This window comes from Agrobacterium sp. Ap1, from assembly GCF_017313375.1.
Taxonomy (GTDB): Bacteria; Pseudomonadota; Alphaproteobacteria; order Rhizobiales; family Rhizobiaceae; genus Neorhizobium; species Neorhizobium cellulosilyticum.
In genome coordinates, this window is the sequence record NZ_JAFLMY010000005.1 from 112,440 (window position 1) to 125,742 (window position 13,303).

Here is a 13,303-nt window from a genome sequence, read left to right on the forward strand (position 1 = left end):
ATTGCCGCATTCTTGTGATGCGACAATGCAGGATGGTTTGCTGCGATGCAAGGAAACCCTTAAACCGCCGACATCACTCAACTGTGACGGACTTGGCGAGGTTCCTCGGCTGGTCCACATCGGTGCCCATGAACACGGCGGTGTGATAGGCGAGCAGCTGGATCGGCAGCGAGAAGATCATCGGCGCGATAATCTCGTCGACATTCGGGAGAACGATCGTCGCCATCGTCTCGAGCTTGGAGGCAGCGGCTCCCTTCTCATCGGTTATGAAGATGATCTTGCCGCCGCGGGCCGCCACTTCCTGCATGTTCGATACGGTCTTTTCGAAGAACCGGTCATGCGGGGCAATAACGATCACCGGCATATGCTCGTCGATCAGCGCGATCGGCCCATGCTTCAACTCACCGGCAGCATAACCTTCGGCGTGAATATAGGAAATTTCCTTGAGCTTCAGCGCGCCTTCCATGGCAAGCGGAAAACTGGTGCCACGGCCAAGATAAAGCACATCCTTGAAACGCGACAGATCGCGCGACAGGGTTTCGATCACCGGCTGGATCTCGTTCAGCACCTTGCTCATGATCCGCGGCATCTCGGCGAGATGTTTGACCATCGCTTTTTCTTCGGCCTCGGAAACGGTGCCCCGCGCACGACCGGCCGCGATCGAAAGGCTTGCGAGCACCGCGAGCTGGCAGGTAAATGCCTTGGTCGAGGCAACGCCGATTTCGGGGCCTGCCAGGATCGGGAAGATCGCATCGGATTCCCGCGCAATCGTCGATTCGCGGACATTGACGATCGCGCCGATCTTCAGCCCCTCATCTTTGCAATAGCGCAGCGAGGCAAGCGTGTCGGCGGTTTCACCCGACTGCGAGATGAAAAGTGCTGCCTGTGTCGGCGACAGCGGCAGCTCGCGGTAGCGGAATTCGGATGCGACATCGATCTCGACCGGCAGGCGCGCATACCGCTCGAACCAGTATTTGCCGACGAGACCGGCAAGATAGGCCGTGCCGCAAGCGGAAATGGCGAGGCCAGAGAGCTTGGAGAAATCGATCGACTTGTCGGTCGCCTTCACCGTATAGCTGGCGAAATCGATATAATGGCCGAGCGCATGGGAGATGATCTCCGGCTGCTCGTAGATTTCCTTCTCCATGAAATGCCGGTGATTACCCTTGTCGACCATGAAGGCGGTCGCCTGGGAAATCTGGCTTTTGCGGGTAACCGGCTTGCCCTGATAATCCATCACCTCGAGACCCTCGTGACTGATGATGGCGCAGTCGCCATCGACCAGATAGGTGATCTCGTTGGTGAACGGCGACAGCGCAATCGCATCCGAGCCAAGGAACATCTCGCCCTTGCCGTGGCCGATGGCGAGCGGCGGCCCGAAACGGGCAGACAAAATCGTGCCCGGATCATCCTGGAACATCACCACCAGCGCGTAGGCGCCGGAAACGCGGTTCAGCATGGCAAGCATCGCCTCGCGGTGGGTCCTGCCTTCGCGGGTGTATTTGGCGAGCAGATGGGCGACGACTTCCGTATCCGTCTGGCTGGTAAAAACCGCGCCGTCAGCAATCAGCTCGTCCTTCAGTTCGGAAAAGTTCTCGATAATGCCGTTATGAACGACCGCCACACCATCGACGAAATGCGGGTGGGCATTGGTCTCGTTCGGCACGCCATGGGTCGCCCAGCGCGTGTGTGCGATACCGATTGTGCCCGGTAGTGGTTCGCCATCGAGCTTCTTTTCCAGATTGAACAGCTTGCCTTCCGCGCGACGACGGTCGAGCCTGCCTTCATGGATCGTCGCAACACCGGCGGAATCATAACCGCGATATTCAAGCCTGCGCAGCGCATCCACCAGACGCGCAGCCACCGGCTCTCGACCAACGATCCCAACAATTCCGCACATGCAAAAAACCTTTCGATAAATCAGCTGGACGCAAGTCCTAGACGATTGCTGCACTTGCGCAATCGCCGCATTCGTCACTTTCGGTATCGGCGCGTAACGCGCCGCAATCTCTATTTTGCAGGCTTCTTGGCAGCTTTTATCGCCAGCGCTCGTTCACGAATGAGCGTTGCCCGCTCAGGCTTCACTTCTTGCCTAGCTCGCCCCAACGCCAAAGCATCGGCCGGCACATTTTCCGTGATGACACTGCCCGACGCGACATAGGCGCCCTCGCCAATCGAAACCGGTGCCACAAGCGACGAATTGGAACCGACAAAACTGTTTGCGCCGATTACCGTCTGGTGCTTGTTCACGCCGTCATAGTTGCAGGTAATCGTGCCAGCACCGATATTCGCATGCGCGCCGATCACGGCATCGCCGATATAGGTAAGATGGTTGACCTTGGCGCCCTCGCCGATCTTGCCGTTCTTCACTTCACAGAAATTGCCGACCTTCGAGCCTTCCGAAAGATCCGCGCCCGGACGAAGTCGTGCAAAGGGGCCAACGGTCGCGCCGGCGCTTACATGCGCACCTTCGATATGCGAGAAGGCATGGATCACTGCGCCGCCATCGATCGTCACGCCGGGGCCGAAAACGACATTCGGCTCGATCAGCGCATCCTGGCCGATCTCGGTATCAAACGAGAGGAACACGGTTTCCGGCGCAATCATCGAAACGCCCGAAACCATCAGCTCATGACGGCGACGCTCCTGCCAGAGCTTTTCGATGACCGCGAGCTCGGCGCGATTGTTGCAGCCGGTCAGTTCCGTTTCCGGCGCATCGACGGCAACCACCTTGCCACCCTCTGCGCGGGCGATCTCGACGAGGTCGGTGAGGTAATATTCACCCTTGGCATTGCTGTTACCGATCTTGTCGAGCAGCGCGAGCGCCTTCTTCCCATTGATCGCCATCAGCCCGCTATTGCACCAGGTGACCTTGCGCTCTTCGTCGGTAGCATCCTTTTCTTCGCGGATGGCGACGAGTTCGCCGTTCTCGACCAGCAACCGGCCGTACCCGAAAGGCTTGTCGGTATGAAAACCGATGACGACGACATCGGCGCCCTCGGCCAGTTTTTCGCGCGCTGCGGCAAAGGGAGCGGCCGTGATCAGCGGCACGTCTCCATAGGCCACCAGCACATCGTCGAAACCTTCGGCAATCGCCTCACGCGCGGCAAGCACCGCATGGCCTGTCCCGAGCCGCTCTGTCTGCAGAAAGCTCTTCACCGAAATCCCGTCGAGCGATCCGGCCTTCGCGACCTTTTCGGCATCGCGGCCCACCACCAGCGCCGCGTCGGTCATTCCCGCAGAAGCCACCGCCGCCATAACATGCGCGATCATCGGGCGGTTTGCGACCGGATGCAGCACTTTCGACATCGACGATTTCATCCGCGTGCTGTCGCCCGCAGCGAGAATGACGGCAAGGCAGGAACGGCTCATTTAGGGAATCTCCTTCGGCATTTGCTCGCTGTTTAGCAGCAACAATCTTGCAGGGCGATAAACGGCTTGTGTCTCAACGACATAAAAAGAAAGGGCGCCCGAAGACGCCCTTTCGATCTGTAACGCGGAAAAAGCTCACTTCGGCAGCTTGTCGTCCACGCCTTCGATGTAAAAGTTCATGCCGAGCAGAACGCCGTCTTCGGCCTTTTCGCCGGCCTTCAGCCATTCCGAACCGTCCTGCTTGTTGATCGGGCCGGTGAACGGATGCAACTCGCCCGACTTGATCTTGGCTTCGGTCTCTTCCGCCATCGCCTTCACGTCGTCCGGCATGTTGGTGTAGGGCGCCATGGTCAGGATACCGTCCTTCAGGCCGTCCCAGATCTGTTCAGACTTCCACGAGCCGTCGAGAACCGCCTTGGTGCGCTTGATGTAATAGGCGCCCCAGGTATCGACGATTGCCGTCAGCTGCGTCTTCGGGCCGGCTGCGATCATATCGGAAGCCTGACCGAAGGCGAGAATGCCGCGCTCGGCAGCAACCTGCATCGGAGCAGTCGTGTCGGTATGCTGGGTGAGGATATCAACGCCCTGGTCGATCAGCGCCTTGGCGGCATCGGCTTCCTTGCCCGGGTCGAACCAGGTATTGGCCCAGACAACCTTCAGCTTGAAGTTCGGATTGACCGACTTCGCGCCGAGTTCGAAGGCGTTGATGCCCATGACGACTTCAGGAATCGGGAAGGATGCGATGTAGCCGGCGACGCCCTTCTTCGACATCTTGGCGGCGATCTGGCCCTGGATGTAGCGGCCTTCGTAGAAGCGCGAATTGTAGGTCGCGAGGTTTTCGGCGGACTTGAAACCGGTTGCGTGCTCGAACTTCACGTTCGGGAATTTCGCGGCAACCTTGACCGTTGCGTCCATGAAGCCAAACGAGGTCGTGTAGATCAGGGCGCAGCCAGAGCGAGCCATGCGCTCGATGGCGCGCTCGGCATCCGGGCCTTCCGGCACGCTTTCCAGGAACGGCGTCTCGATCTTGTCGTCGAGAGCCTTCTGCAGCGCCTGGCGACCGATGTCGTGCGCCTGGGTCCAGCCACCGTCGGTCTTGGAACCGACATAGATGAAGCAGATCTTCTTCTTTTCCTGAGCCGACGCGCTACCGGCAAAACCGCCGAGCACGGCAGCGGTAGCAGCCAGCGCAATGATGAGTTTTTTCATTTTCCAACCTCTGATGGAGTATGACATGAACGTTAACGTGGTCACCGATCGGGGACAAATGGTTTTCCGAGGGATGCCGGCGTATTGATGAGCGTCGTGCGGCGATTATGCGAAATGATGATCAGCACGACAATAGTTGCGACATAAGGCAATGCGGATAGAAGCTGCGACGGAATGGCTATCCCGCCACTCTGCGCCAGAAGCTGCGCATGCAATTGTCCGATGCCCACGGCACCGAAAAGATAACCACCGGCGAGAACCCTGAGCGGCCGCCAGGATGCGAAGACGACGAGCGCCAGCGCGATCCAGCCACGGCCGGCCGTCATGTTCTCCACCCATTGCGGCGTGTAGACGAGCGAAAGCTGTGCGCCTGCAAGACCGGCACAGGCCCCGCCGAACAGGACGGCGAGATAACGTGTGCGAACCACGTTGATCCCGAGCGTGTGCGCCGACCCGTGACTGTCGCCGATCGCCCGCATCTTCAGGCCTGCGCGGCTCTTGAACAGGAACCAGCTGATACCAAAGACCAACGCCACCGACATGTAGAAGATCAGGTCCTGGGAAAACAGCACACGTCCGAAGAACGGGATATCGGACAGGAGCGGAATGACGATTGGCTGCAGGCGAACACCCGGCATACCGACAAAGGCTTCACCAAGCTGTCCCGACAGACCGAGGCCGAGGATTGTCAGCGCCAGACCGGTCGCGACCTGATTGGCGACAAGCGTCAGCGTCAGGAAACCGAAGAGCAGCGAAAAAATGCCGCCGCCGATGATGCCGCCGAGAATACCCAGATAGGCGGAACCGGTCAGCTGCGCCGTGGCAAACGCGGCAACCGCACCCATGATCATCATGCCTTCGACGCCGAGATTGAGCACGCCCGATCGCTCGGTCACCAGTTCGCCGAGAGCGGCAATGACCAGCGGCGTCGATGCGGTGATAACGGTCAGAAGGATAGCTTCGAACATCAGCTTTTTCCTTCCTGAGTGGCGGACGGATTGACGATCAGACGTATCCGATAATGGATCAGCGTATCGCAGGACAGTACGAAGAACAGGATGAGCCCCTGGAAAACACGGCTGACCTTGTCGGAAATGCCGAGAGAAAGCTGCGCCGCCTCCCCACCGAGATAGGTGAGCGCCAGCACGAAGCCCGAGGCGATGATACCGAGCGGATTGAGCCTTCCGAGAAACGCGACAATGATCGCGGTAAAGCCGTAGCCCGGCGAAATCACCGGCTGCACATGGCCGATCGAACCGGAGACTTCCGAAATCCCGGCAAGCCCGGCGAGTGCGCCGGAAAGCAGCATCGAGAACCAGACCATTTTCTTCGCCGAAAAGCCTGCAAACCGCCCTGCCCGTTCCGACTGTCCCAGCACCGAGACCTGAAAGCCTTTCAGCATGAAGCGCATCATGAACCACAGCGCCACGGCAGCGATGAGCGCGAAGACGATGCCGAGATGCGCGCGACCCGAATCGAGGATTTCCGGCAGCACCGCTTCCGACTGGAAACTCTTGGTCTGCGGGAAGTTATATCCCTGCGGATCGCGCCACGGACCACGCACCAGCCAGTCGAGAAACAGTTGCGCGATATAGACCAGCATCAGGCTGGTCAGAATTTCGTTCGTATTGAACCGGGTCTTCAAAAGCGCCGGAATACCGGCGTAAAGCGCCCCGCCGATCATTCCCATGATCAGCATCAGCGGCAGGATCAGCGGCGAATGCCATTCCGGGTTCAGCACGGGCAGGATCGAACCGGTGATCGCACCGATGGTGAACTGCCCTTCCGCGCCGATATTCCAGTTGTTTGACCGGAAACAGACCGACAGACCGACCGCGATCAAAATCAGCGGTGCAGCCTTGATCGCCAGTTCATGCAGCGACCAGACATCGAGCAGCGGCTCGACGAAATAGATGTAGAGCGAGTTGAGCGGGCTTTTGCCCAGAAGGCCGAACATAATTGCGCCGGCAATCAGCGTCAGCGCCAGCGCCAGAAGCGGCGACAGGACCGAAAACAGCATGGATGTGTTGGCGCGTTTCTGAAGCTCAATGCGCATGTGCGGTCTCCATTCCGGCCCGGTCTTCTCCAGAAGACTTTTCCCCGGAATGACTGTCATGGATGCCGCCCATCAGCAGGCCGATCTGTTCAAGTGTAAGCTCTCCTGCAGGATAGGGGTCCGAAAGCCTGCCATCCGAAATCACGGCAATCGTCGTGGCGATCTCGAAAATCTCGTCAAGATCCTGGCTGATAACGACGACGGCGGATCCTGCTTTCGCCAGATCGACAAGCGCCTGACGAATGCGGCTCGCGGCGCCCGCATCGACACCCCAGGTAGGCTGGTTGACGACCAGCACGGAAGGCTGTCGATCAAGCTCGCGGCCAACGATGAATTTCTGCAGGTTTCCACCCGAAAGCGAGCCGGCAGCAGGGTCTTCGCCACTCTTGCGCACATCCATCATCGAACAGATGCGTCGTGCGGCAGACAGGATCGCATCCCGCTTGACGATGGCGAGAGGTCCGCCGGCCAGAAATGCCTTTTTATCGGACCGGCTTCGCGCCAGAAGCAGATTGTCGGAAAGCGAAAGCGCCGAAACCGCCGCGTGGCCATGCCGCTCTTCCGGCACGAACCCCGCTCCGAGCATACGGCGCCCGTTAATCCTAAGGCGACCAACAGGTTTTCCGCGCAGGACAATGCCATCATTGTCAGCAATCGGATATTCGCCGGAAATGGCATCAAACAGTTCCGACTGGCCGTTGCCGGCGATGCCGGCAATGGCAAGCACCTCGCCCGCCCGAACCTTCAGCGAGATATCCTTGAGTGCTACCGCAAACGGCGTACGCGAGGCGACCGAAACCTTGTTCACCTGCAGCAGAATGTCGCCAAGCGCGTTGGCGCTATCGCGTTTCACCTCGGCCACTTCGGTCCCGACCATCATCCGTGCAAGCGAGGCAGGCGTTTCATGCTTGGGGTCGCAAGCACCGGTAACCTTGCCGTGGCGCAAAACGGTGGCGCGATCGCAGATGCGCTGAACCTCTTCCAGACGGTGACTGATATAAAGAACCGAACGCCCTTCGGCCTTCAGCCGCATCAGCGTCTCGAACAGACGCTCGGCCTCCTGCGGCGTCAGAACCGATGTCGGCTCGTCGAGAATGATCAGCTTCGGGTTCTGCAACAGCGCCCGCACGATCTCGATGCGCTGGCGTTCACCGACGGAAAGATCGGCGACATGGGCAGACGGATCAAGCGGCAGGCCATAAGCTCTGGAGACGCTCGCCGTCTCTTCCGCGATCTTCGCCAGAGGCGTCCTTGGGTCAAGCGACAGGGCGATGTTCTCCGCCACCGTCAGCGCCTCGAACAGAGAGAAGTGCTGGAAGACCATGCCTATGCCGAGACGTCGCGCCTCGCCGGGCGATGGGATCACCACTGGCTTTCCTTCCAGTGAAACTGTCCCTGAACTCGGCTGCAAGACGCCGAAGAGCATCTTCACCAGCGTAGATTTACCAGCGCCGTTTTCGCCCAGCAGCGCATGGATTTCCCCATGGCCGATATCGAGATCGATGGCATCGCACGCCGCGAAACTGCCGAAGAGCTTTGTCAGCCCCCGGACAGACAGAAGCGGGCTTGCCTCAACGCCCTCGGAAGAAGTCACGGAACCCCCTTTTTATCATGCAGAGCCGTCCGTTGAAGCTCTGCATTGTTTACGTCTTTAAAATGAAGTGGCCACCTTCCGCATGTCAGAAGGCAGCCGCCTGATATTGATACCGGTTTTGCAGACTTCCACAACATGAAAGAACGGCTCGCCGGTCACCTTGGCCTATTTTCCAAGGTTCGGAAAAAGCTGCAATATTCCACCGATGCAATAGAGGTAAATGCCGCTGATCACCACACCCCAGACGACCCAGTCTGGAGACTGGAAATGCAGGAGCAGCGAATAACCGCCAAGGGCGCACCAGATGGCTCCAACGGTCAGATTGAGCGGCCGCAACCGCTTGACGCGCACCGGATGCAGAAAGTTGATCGGCAGGAAGGTCAAGACCACCGAAACGGTCACCACGATCATCGCGGTCGTTGCACTTGCATCGATGACAAAGAGCGTAAACACAACCATGTTCCAGACGACCGGGAAGCCGGAGAAGAAGTATTCATCCGTCTTCATGCCCATGTCGGCGTAGTAGATCGCGCTCGAAACCACGATCATGCCTGCCGCCACGAACGACCACGGTTCGCCGATCATGCCGCTCTGGTAAAGCGCAAAGGCTGGCAAGAGAACGTAGGTCACGTAGTCGATCACATTGTCCAGCATGTCACCGGACCAGTTCGGCAGCACTTCCTTGACGTTGAGTTTGCGGGCGATCGGCCCGTCGACGCCATCGACGAGCAGTGCCAGACCGAGCCACCAAAACATGTCGATGAAACGATGTTCGGCCGCAGCAACGACGCCGAGAAAGGCGAGAAAAGAACCCGAAGCGGTAAAGATGTGGACGCAGAAGGCGCGGATTTCCGCATAGGGCACTGCACGATAATTGAAGATTCGTCTGAACACGCGCGCCCCGTTTTCTTACTTCCCGCCTCTAGCTTGATCTTCGGGTATGCTGCCAATTCCGGCGCATTGCAACCGCCAGCCGCCTTTATCATGGGTTTTACACCACTTAGCGCCAATGAGAGAGCAATCGTCTATACCCCATGGATTGAAGCTTCCGGAAGCTCTACATAGAGCCCGGCTAAAGCGTGTCGCGATCATCCAGATTCGCTCATGAGCTTTAGATTCTTGATTTGTCGCACGTCTTCAGCGCAAAACCGCTGCACGGTTTTACGCGACATGCTTGAGGAATTGGAAGCGGACAATGCAGCATTACGAGATCGCGATCATCGGTGGCGGCCTGGCAGGCCAGGTGGCAGCTCTTGCACTCGGACGTGCGGGCCGAAAAGTCTGCCTCGTCGCCGCAGCGCCGAAACACGACGATGGACGCACGACTGCGTTGATGGACCAGTCCGTGCGCTATCTTGAGCGTCTCGGCGTATGGGAGAAAATCGCGCCCGCCACGGCCGCACTCTCCGTGATGCAGATCCTCGACGGCACCAACCGCCTCTTGCGCGCGCCGCCGGCGCAATTCCGCGCCAGCGATATCGGCCTTCATGCCTTCGGCTACAATATCCCCAACAAGGCGCTGGCCGAGGTTCTCGACGGCGCCCTGGCTGCAGAACCGAACCTGACCCGCATAGAAACGAATGTCGAGACTGTCGCTATAACGGCTGACAAGGTGACGATCGCGATCGATGGCGGCGAGGTTATCGAGGCCGACTTCGTCATCGGCGCCGACGGCCGCAAGTCGATCACCCGCGAAGCGGCGGGCATCGATGTGCGCAAATGGTCCTACCGGCAGTCCGCCGTGGTGCTGAATTTCGCCCACACACTGCCGCATGGCAATGTATCGACCGAATTTCACACCGAAAGCGGGCCGTTCACTCAGGTTCCGCTGCCCGGCTCGCGCTCCAGCCTCGTCTGGGTCGTTCGGCCGGAGGAAGCCGCCCAGCTGACGAACCTGCCGACGGAAGAGCTGTCGGCGATCGTCGAAGCGCGCATGCAGTCGATCCTCGGAAAGGTCACCGTCGAAGGCAAGGCACAGGCCTGGCCGCTGTCGAGCATGATGGCCGAGCGTTTTGGCGCCGGGCGCGTCGCGTTGATCGGCGAAGCCGCTCACGCCTTTCCGCCCATCGGCGCACAAGGGCTGAACCTGTCGCTGCGCGATAGCATGACGCTGGCGGATCTGTTGTCCGCCCAGCACGACCAGCCGATCCCGGCCGATGCCGGGGACCGCTACCATCGACGCCGGCGCCCGGACGTGATGAGCCGCACTTTCAGCGTCGACCTTCTCAACCGCTCGCTGCTGACCGATCTGATACCGGTCCAGATGGTGCGGGCAGCCGGCATGCACGTGCTCAACGCCGTCTCTCCCCTGCGCAACGCACTGATGCAGGAAGGTGTAGAGCCGGGTCGCAGCCTGAAGAATTTCGTTCGCGAATTAGGGAAACAGATCCGGCGGTAGGATCCCGCTGGAAATCACATACAACCAGGCCGGCAGCGTCACGACCGATAGAAGCGTGATGATCAGGATGCTGGCCGACGCCCTCTCCTGCCACACGCCATATTGCTGGCTGATGACGAATACATTGGCGGCTGTCGGCAGTGCCGCAAGCAGCATTGCCGCGTGCATCCACGCCGGATCGAAGTCCCCGACCAGAGACAGGACAACATAGACGCTGAGCGGCAGGACCAGAAGCTTCAGAACGGCGAGATAACCGAGATCGGCCGGAATGCGTTTTACCGGCCGCAAGGCCAGCGTAACCCCCATCGCGAACAGCGCACAGGGGGCAGCCGCCTGCGCCAGGTAATCGACGAGCTTGAAAGCAGGTTCGGGCAATTGGTACCCCGAGGCTGCCGCCGCAAAGCCGAGCGCCGTGGACAGGATGAACGGATGCAGCGCCACTTTCTTCACGATCGAGCCGACGATCAAGTGTAGCTGCCGCTTGTCGTCTCCGGCCACCGCCATCATCGCCGGCGCCATGATGAAATGCGCTGCATTTTCGAGGCAGACGATCAGCGCCACCGGCACCGCCGCCTTTTCGCCGAAGGCAAGCAGCGCCAGCCCCGGCCCCATATAGCCGATATTGCCGTAAGCCGCGGTAAAGCCCTGGATCGTGCAGTCCTCGAACGAGCTTTTCCGCAGCAGGAAGCCGATCAGGAACGCGACGGCAAAGACCAGATAGACCGCAGCAATCTCACCAAAAATGAAATCCAGCCGCGTCAGTTGCTCGATCGGCGTGTGCGACACCAGCTTGAAGAAAAGCGCCGGCAGCGCCGCATAGATGATGAAGGTATTGAGCCAGCCGAGCGCCTCGAGAGGCTGCCCCGTCGCTCTTGCCGCAACATATCCGATCAGGATCAGGCCGAAGAAGGGCAGAAGCAGCGCTACGACATCGACCATCGGCTCTTTTGATCCGCGATTAGAGCAATTCCAGCAAAAGTGGGAACCGGTTTTGCGTCCGGAATTGCGTTGAAACAAAAAGGGCCAGATCGATCAGCCGATCTGCATCAGGATTGGAAACGTCTCCTGGAACCAGATCGCCGCCGAACTGACGAAGCCGAAGATGAAGGCAAGGCCGGTGACGATCAGGAACACACCCATCGCTTTCTCGACCATTCCGAGATGGCGACGGAAACGGGTCATAAACCGCATGAAAACGCCTGAAAAGGCCGCCGCAATCCAGAACGGTACGGCAAGCCCGAGCGAATAGATGCCGAGCAGCGCCGCTCCCTCGCCCACCGTCTCGCGGGATGCCGCCACGCCGAGAATGGCGCCGAGAACCGGACCGATGCAGGGCGTCCAGCCGAAGGCGAAGGCAAGGCCCATCAGATAGGCGCCCGAAAGCGTCGCAGGCTGACCTGATGCCTGGAACCGCGCCTCACGCGACAGAAAACCTATCCGCAGCACACCGAGAAAATTCAGCCCCATGATGATGATGATCAGCCCGCCGATCTTCGACAGGAGATCGAGATGCTGGCGCAAAAGCACGCCGACCGTGGACGCACCGGCCCCGAGCATGACGAAAACGGTGGCAAAACCGAGCGTGAAAAAGAAAGCCGACCTGAGCACCGCCTTGCGTGCCGGCGATGCGGCCTGAGAATCCTGGTCGCGGAACTGATCAACAGAAATGCCGGCCATGTAACAGAGATAGGGCGGAACCAGCGGCAGGACGCAGGGCGAGAGGAATGACAGTGTTCCAGCCAGAAGCGCGGTAAAGATGGATATTTCGGCAATGGACACTGGATTGCTCCGCTTATCAGATGTGGCAGAGGCGCTATCGCCGATTGCCGCTTAATACCAATCACCTTTTATGCATCGACAGAAATCGATGGAAAAAGCGCCGAACAGCGATTTTTTTGAACGTTTTGCGGGTTGACCGCAAGATGTGACCTGCATATGTATCGCGCACTTTCGAAAGGCGCTGAGGCGCAATGGTGAGAGAGCATAGCTCAGCCGGTAGAGCAACTGACTTTTAATCAGTAGGTCCAGGGTTCGAATCCCTGTGCTCTCACCACTCGAAAGACTTCCATTGCCCGGTCTTTGGTAACATTCCCGCCGTTCGCGATACAATTCTTCAATACGATATGCCGCCTTCCAGCCTTACTCGACGGAACAAGTCTTTCGTTGTGGTGTTATTGCCGCCGAAGGAGACTTCCATGCGGATTATTTTCGTCGTTCTTATTGCCTCTGTTCTGAGCATCCTCGGTTTCAAGTATATGGATCGCTCGATCGGCGAGCAGCAGATCATGGCAACGCCGGCCGAAATGTCGGCAAGCAGCTAGCAGGCAGATCGAAAGCCGCCAGGAACAGGACCGACAGCACGTAATCATCCGCAAGGCATCCCCTTCCTCCCGATCCCGGACGCAGCCGCCAATCTGCTTTGTCGTGAGGGAGCTATATTTCGATGCCTAGTTTTCCTTTTGACCAAGGAGAAATCCAGATGAGACGCAGCACCGAGTTGATTGTCCTGGCGACCCTTATTGCCGGCAGCCTGGCGATCTTCTCTGCGTTGATACCGCCCCGACCCGGAAACCCGGTAAAAACCGACCGGCTGAGCGGAGAACAGACGCAGACGGCATTCCTGCCCGAACGTTTTGGCGTAGCGAGCAGCAGGCAATAGACATGCACAAAGAAA

At 59.0% G+C, this 13,303-nt stretch carries 12 protein-coding genes and 1 tRNA gene; 4 read left to right on the forward strand and 9 right to left on the reverse strand.

Annotated elements, in window-relative coordinates:
- Window positions 1-73: 73 nt before the first annotated feature.
- From glmS to pcsA, 7 genes are all read right to left on the reverse strand, one after another.
- Entirely contained in the window at window positions 74-1,900 is a 1,827-nt protein-coding gene (glmS, locus tag JZX87_RS11995; protein ID WP_206825719.1) for a glutamine--fructose-6-phosphate transaminase (isomerizing), read from the reverse strand.
- A gap of 110 nt (window positions 1,901-2,010) precedes the next feature.
- On the reverse strand, window positions 2,011-3,372 hold the full coding sequence (glmU, locus tag JZX87_RS12000; RefSeq protein WP_206825721.1) for a bifunctional UDP-N-acetylglucosamine diphosphorylase/glucosamine-1-phosphate N-acetyltransferase GlmU: 1,362 nt from the start codon (window positions 3,370-3,372) through the stop codon (window positions 2,011-2,013).
- Window positions 3,373-3,507: 135 nt separating this feature from the next.
- Entirely contained in the window at window positions 3,508-4,581 is a 1,074-nt protein-coding gene (locus JZX87_RS12005) for a BMP family ABC transporter substrate-binding protein (RefSeq protein WP_183821619.1), read from the reverse strand.
- Between the two features lie 41 nt (window positions 4,582-4,622).
- Entirely contained in the window at window positions 4,623-5,549 is a 927-nt protein-coding gene (locus JZX87_RS12010) for an ABC transporter permease (RefSeq protein ID WP_206825723.1), read from the reverse strand.
- The gene (locus tag JZX87_RS12015; RefSeq protein ID WP_206825724.1) at window positions 5,549-6,637 is read right to left on the reverse strand and encodes an ABC transporter permease; all 1,089 of its coding nucleotides are present in this window, start codon (window positions 6,635-6,637) and stop codon (window positions 5,549-5,551) included. The genes JZX87_RS12010 and JZX87_RS12015 overlap by 1 nt, the downstream gene beginning before the upstream one ends.
- Window positions 6,627-8,231 carry an ABC transporter ATP-binding protein gene (locus JZX87_RS12020; protein WP_206825726.1) on the reverse strand — a complete coding sequence of 535 codons (1,605 nt, stop codon included), beginning with the start codon at window positions 8,229-8,231 and terminating at the stop codon, window positions 6,627-6,629. Before JZX87_RS12020 ends, JZX87_RS12015 begins: the two co-directional genes overlap by 11 nt.
- 165 nt (window positions 8,232-8,396) lie before the next feature.
- Window positions 8,397-9,125 (reverse strand): phosphatidylcholine synthase, encoded by a 729-nt coding sequence (gene pcsA / locus JZX87_RS12025; RefSeq protein ID WP_148144782.1) that lies wholly within the window; start codon window positions 9,123-9,125, stop codon window positions 8,397-8,399.
- 301 nt (window positions 9,126-9,426) lie between these two features.
- On the opposite strand from pcsA, the gene JZX87_RS12030 reads away from it, so the two are divergent.
- The gene (locus JZX87_RS12030; RefSeq protein ID WP_206825727.1) at window positions 9,427-10,629 is read left to right on the forward strand and encodes a UbiH/UbiF family hydroxylase; all 1,203 of its coding nucleotides are present in this window, start codon (window positions 9,427-9,429) and stop codon (window positions 10,627-10,629) included.
- Here JZX87_RS12030 and JZX87_RS12035 read toward each other — a convergent pair.
- Complete coding sequence (locus tag JZX87_RS12035; RefSeq protein ID WP_206825728.1) at window positions 10,606-11,568, reverse strand: AEC family transporter; 963 nt, start codon at window positions 11,566-11,568, stop codon at window positions 10,606-10,608. The genes JZX87_RS12030 and JZX87_RS12035 overlap by 24 nt on opposite strands.
- Window positions 11,569-11,661: 93 nt before the next feature.
- Window positions 11,662-12,408, reverse strand: coding sequence for a cytochrome c biogenesis CcdA family protein (locus JZX87_RS12040; protein ID WP_206825729.1), 747 nt, complete (start codon window positions 12,406-12,408; stop codon window positions 11,662-11,664).
- 198 nt (window positions 12,409-12,606) lie between these two features.
- Here JZX87_RS12040 and JZX87_RS12045 point away from each other — a divergent pair.
- The 3 genes from JZX87_RS12045 to JZX87_RS12050 all read left to right on the forward strand — a co-directional run bounded on the left by JZX87_RS12045 (window position 12,607) and on the right by JZX87_RS12050 (window position 13,288).
- Window positions 12,607-12,682: transfer RNA gene (locus JZX87_RS12045), tRNA-Lys, on the forward strand.
- Window positions 12,683-12,824: 142 nt separating this feature from the next.
- Entirely contained in the window at window positions 12,825-12,950 is a 126-nt protein-coding gene (locus tag JZX87_RS31300; RefSeq protein WP_280518256.1) for a hypothetical protein, read from the forward strand.
- A 158-nt stretch (window positions 12,951-13,108) separates the two neighbouring features.
- Complete coding sequence (locus JZX87_RS12050; RefSeq protein ID WP_183821613.1) at window positions 13,109-13,288, forward strand: hypothetical protein; 180 nt, start codon at window positions 13,109-13,111, stop codon at window positions 13,286-13,288.
- Window positions 13,289-13,303 lie beyond the last annotated feature (15 nt).

Excerpts from the sequence above, each read along its gene's own strand:
- glmS (WP_206825719.1), bottom strand. The coding sequence starts at position 1,900 with ATGTGCGGAATTGTTGGGATCGTTGGTCGAGAGCCGGTGGCTGCGCGT.
- JZX87_RS12030 (WP_206825727.1), top strand. The coding sequence starts at position 9,427 with ATGCAGCATTACGAGATCGCGATCATCGGTGGCGGCCTGGCAGGCCAG.
- JZX87_RS12010 (WP_206825723.1), bottom strand. The coding sequence starts at position 5,549 with ATGTTCGAAGCTATCCTTCTGACCGTTATCACCGCATCGACGCCGCTG.
- JZX87_RS12050 (WP_183821613.1), top strand. The coding sequence starts at position 13,109 with ATGAGACGCAGCACCGAGTTGATTGTCCTGGCGACCCTTATTGCCGGC.
- JZX87_RS31300 (WP_280518256.1), top strand. The coding sequence starts at position 12,825 with ATGCGGATTATTTTCGTCGTTCTTATTGCCTCTGTTCTGAGCATCCTC.
- JZX87_RS12015 (WP_206825724.1), bottom strand. The coding sequence starts at position 6,637 with ATGCGCATTGAGCTTCAGAAACGCGCCAACACATCCATGCTGTTTTCG.
- JZX87_RS12005 (WP_183821619.1), bottom strand. The coding sequence starts at position 4,581 with ATGAAAAAACTCATCATTGCGCTGGCTGCTACCGCTGCCGTGCTCGGC.
- glmU (WP_206825721.1), bottom strand. The coding sequence starts at position 3,372 with ATGAGCCGTTCCTGCCTTGCCGTCATTCTCGCTGCGGGCGACAGCACG.
- JZX87_RS12035 (WP_206825728.1), bottom strand. The coding sequence starts at position 11,568 with ATGGTCGATGTCGTAGCGCTGCTTCTGCCCTTCTTCGGCCTGATCCTG.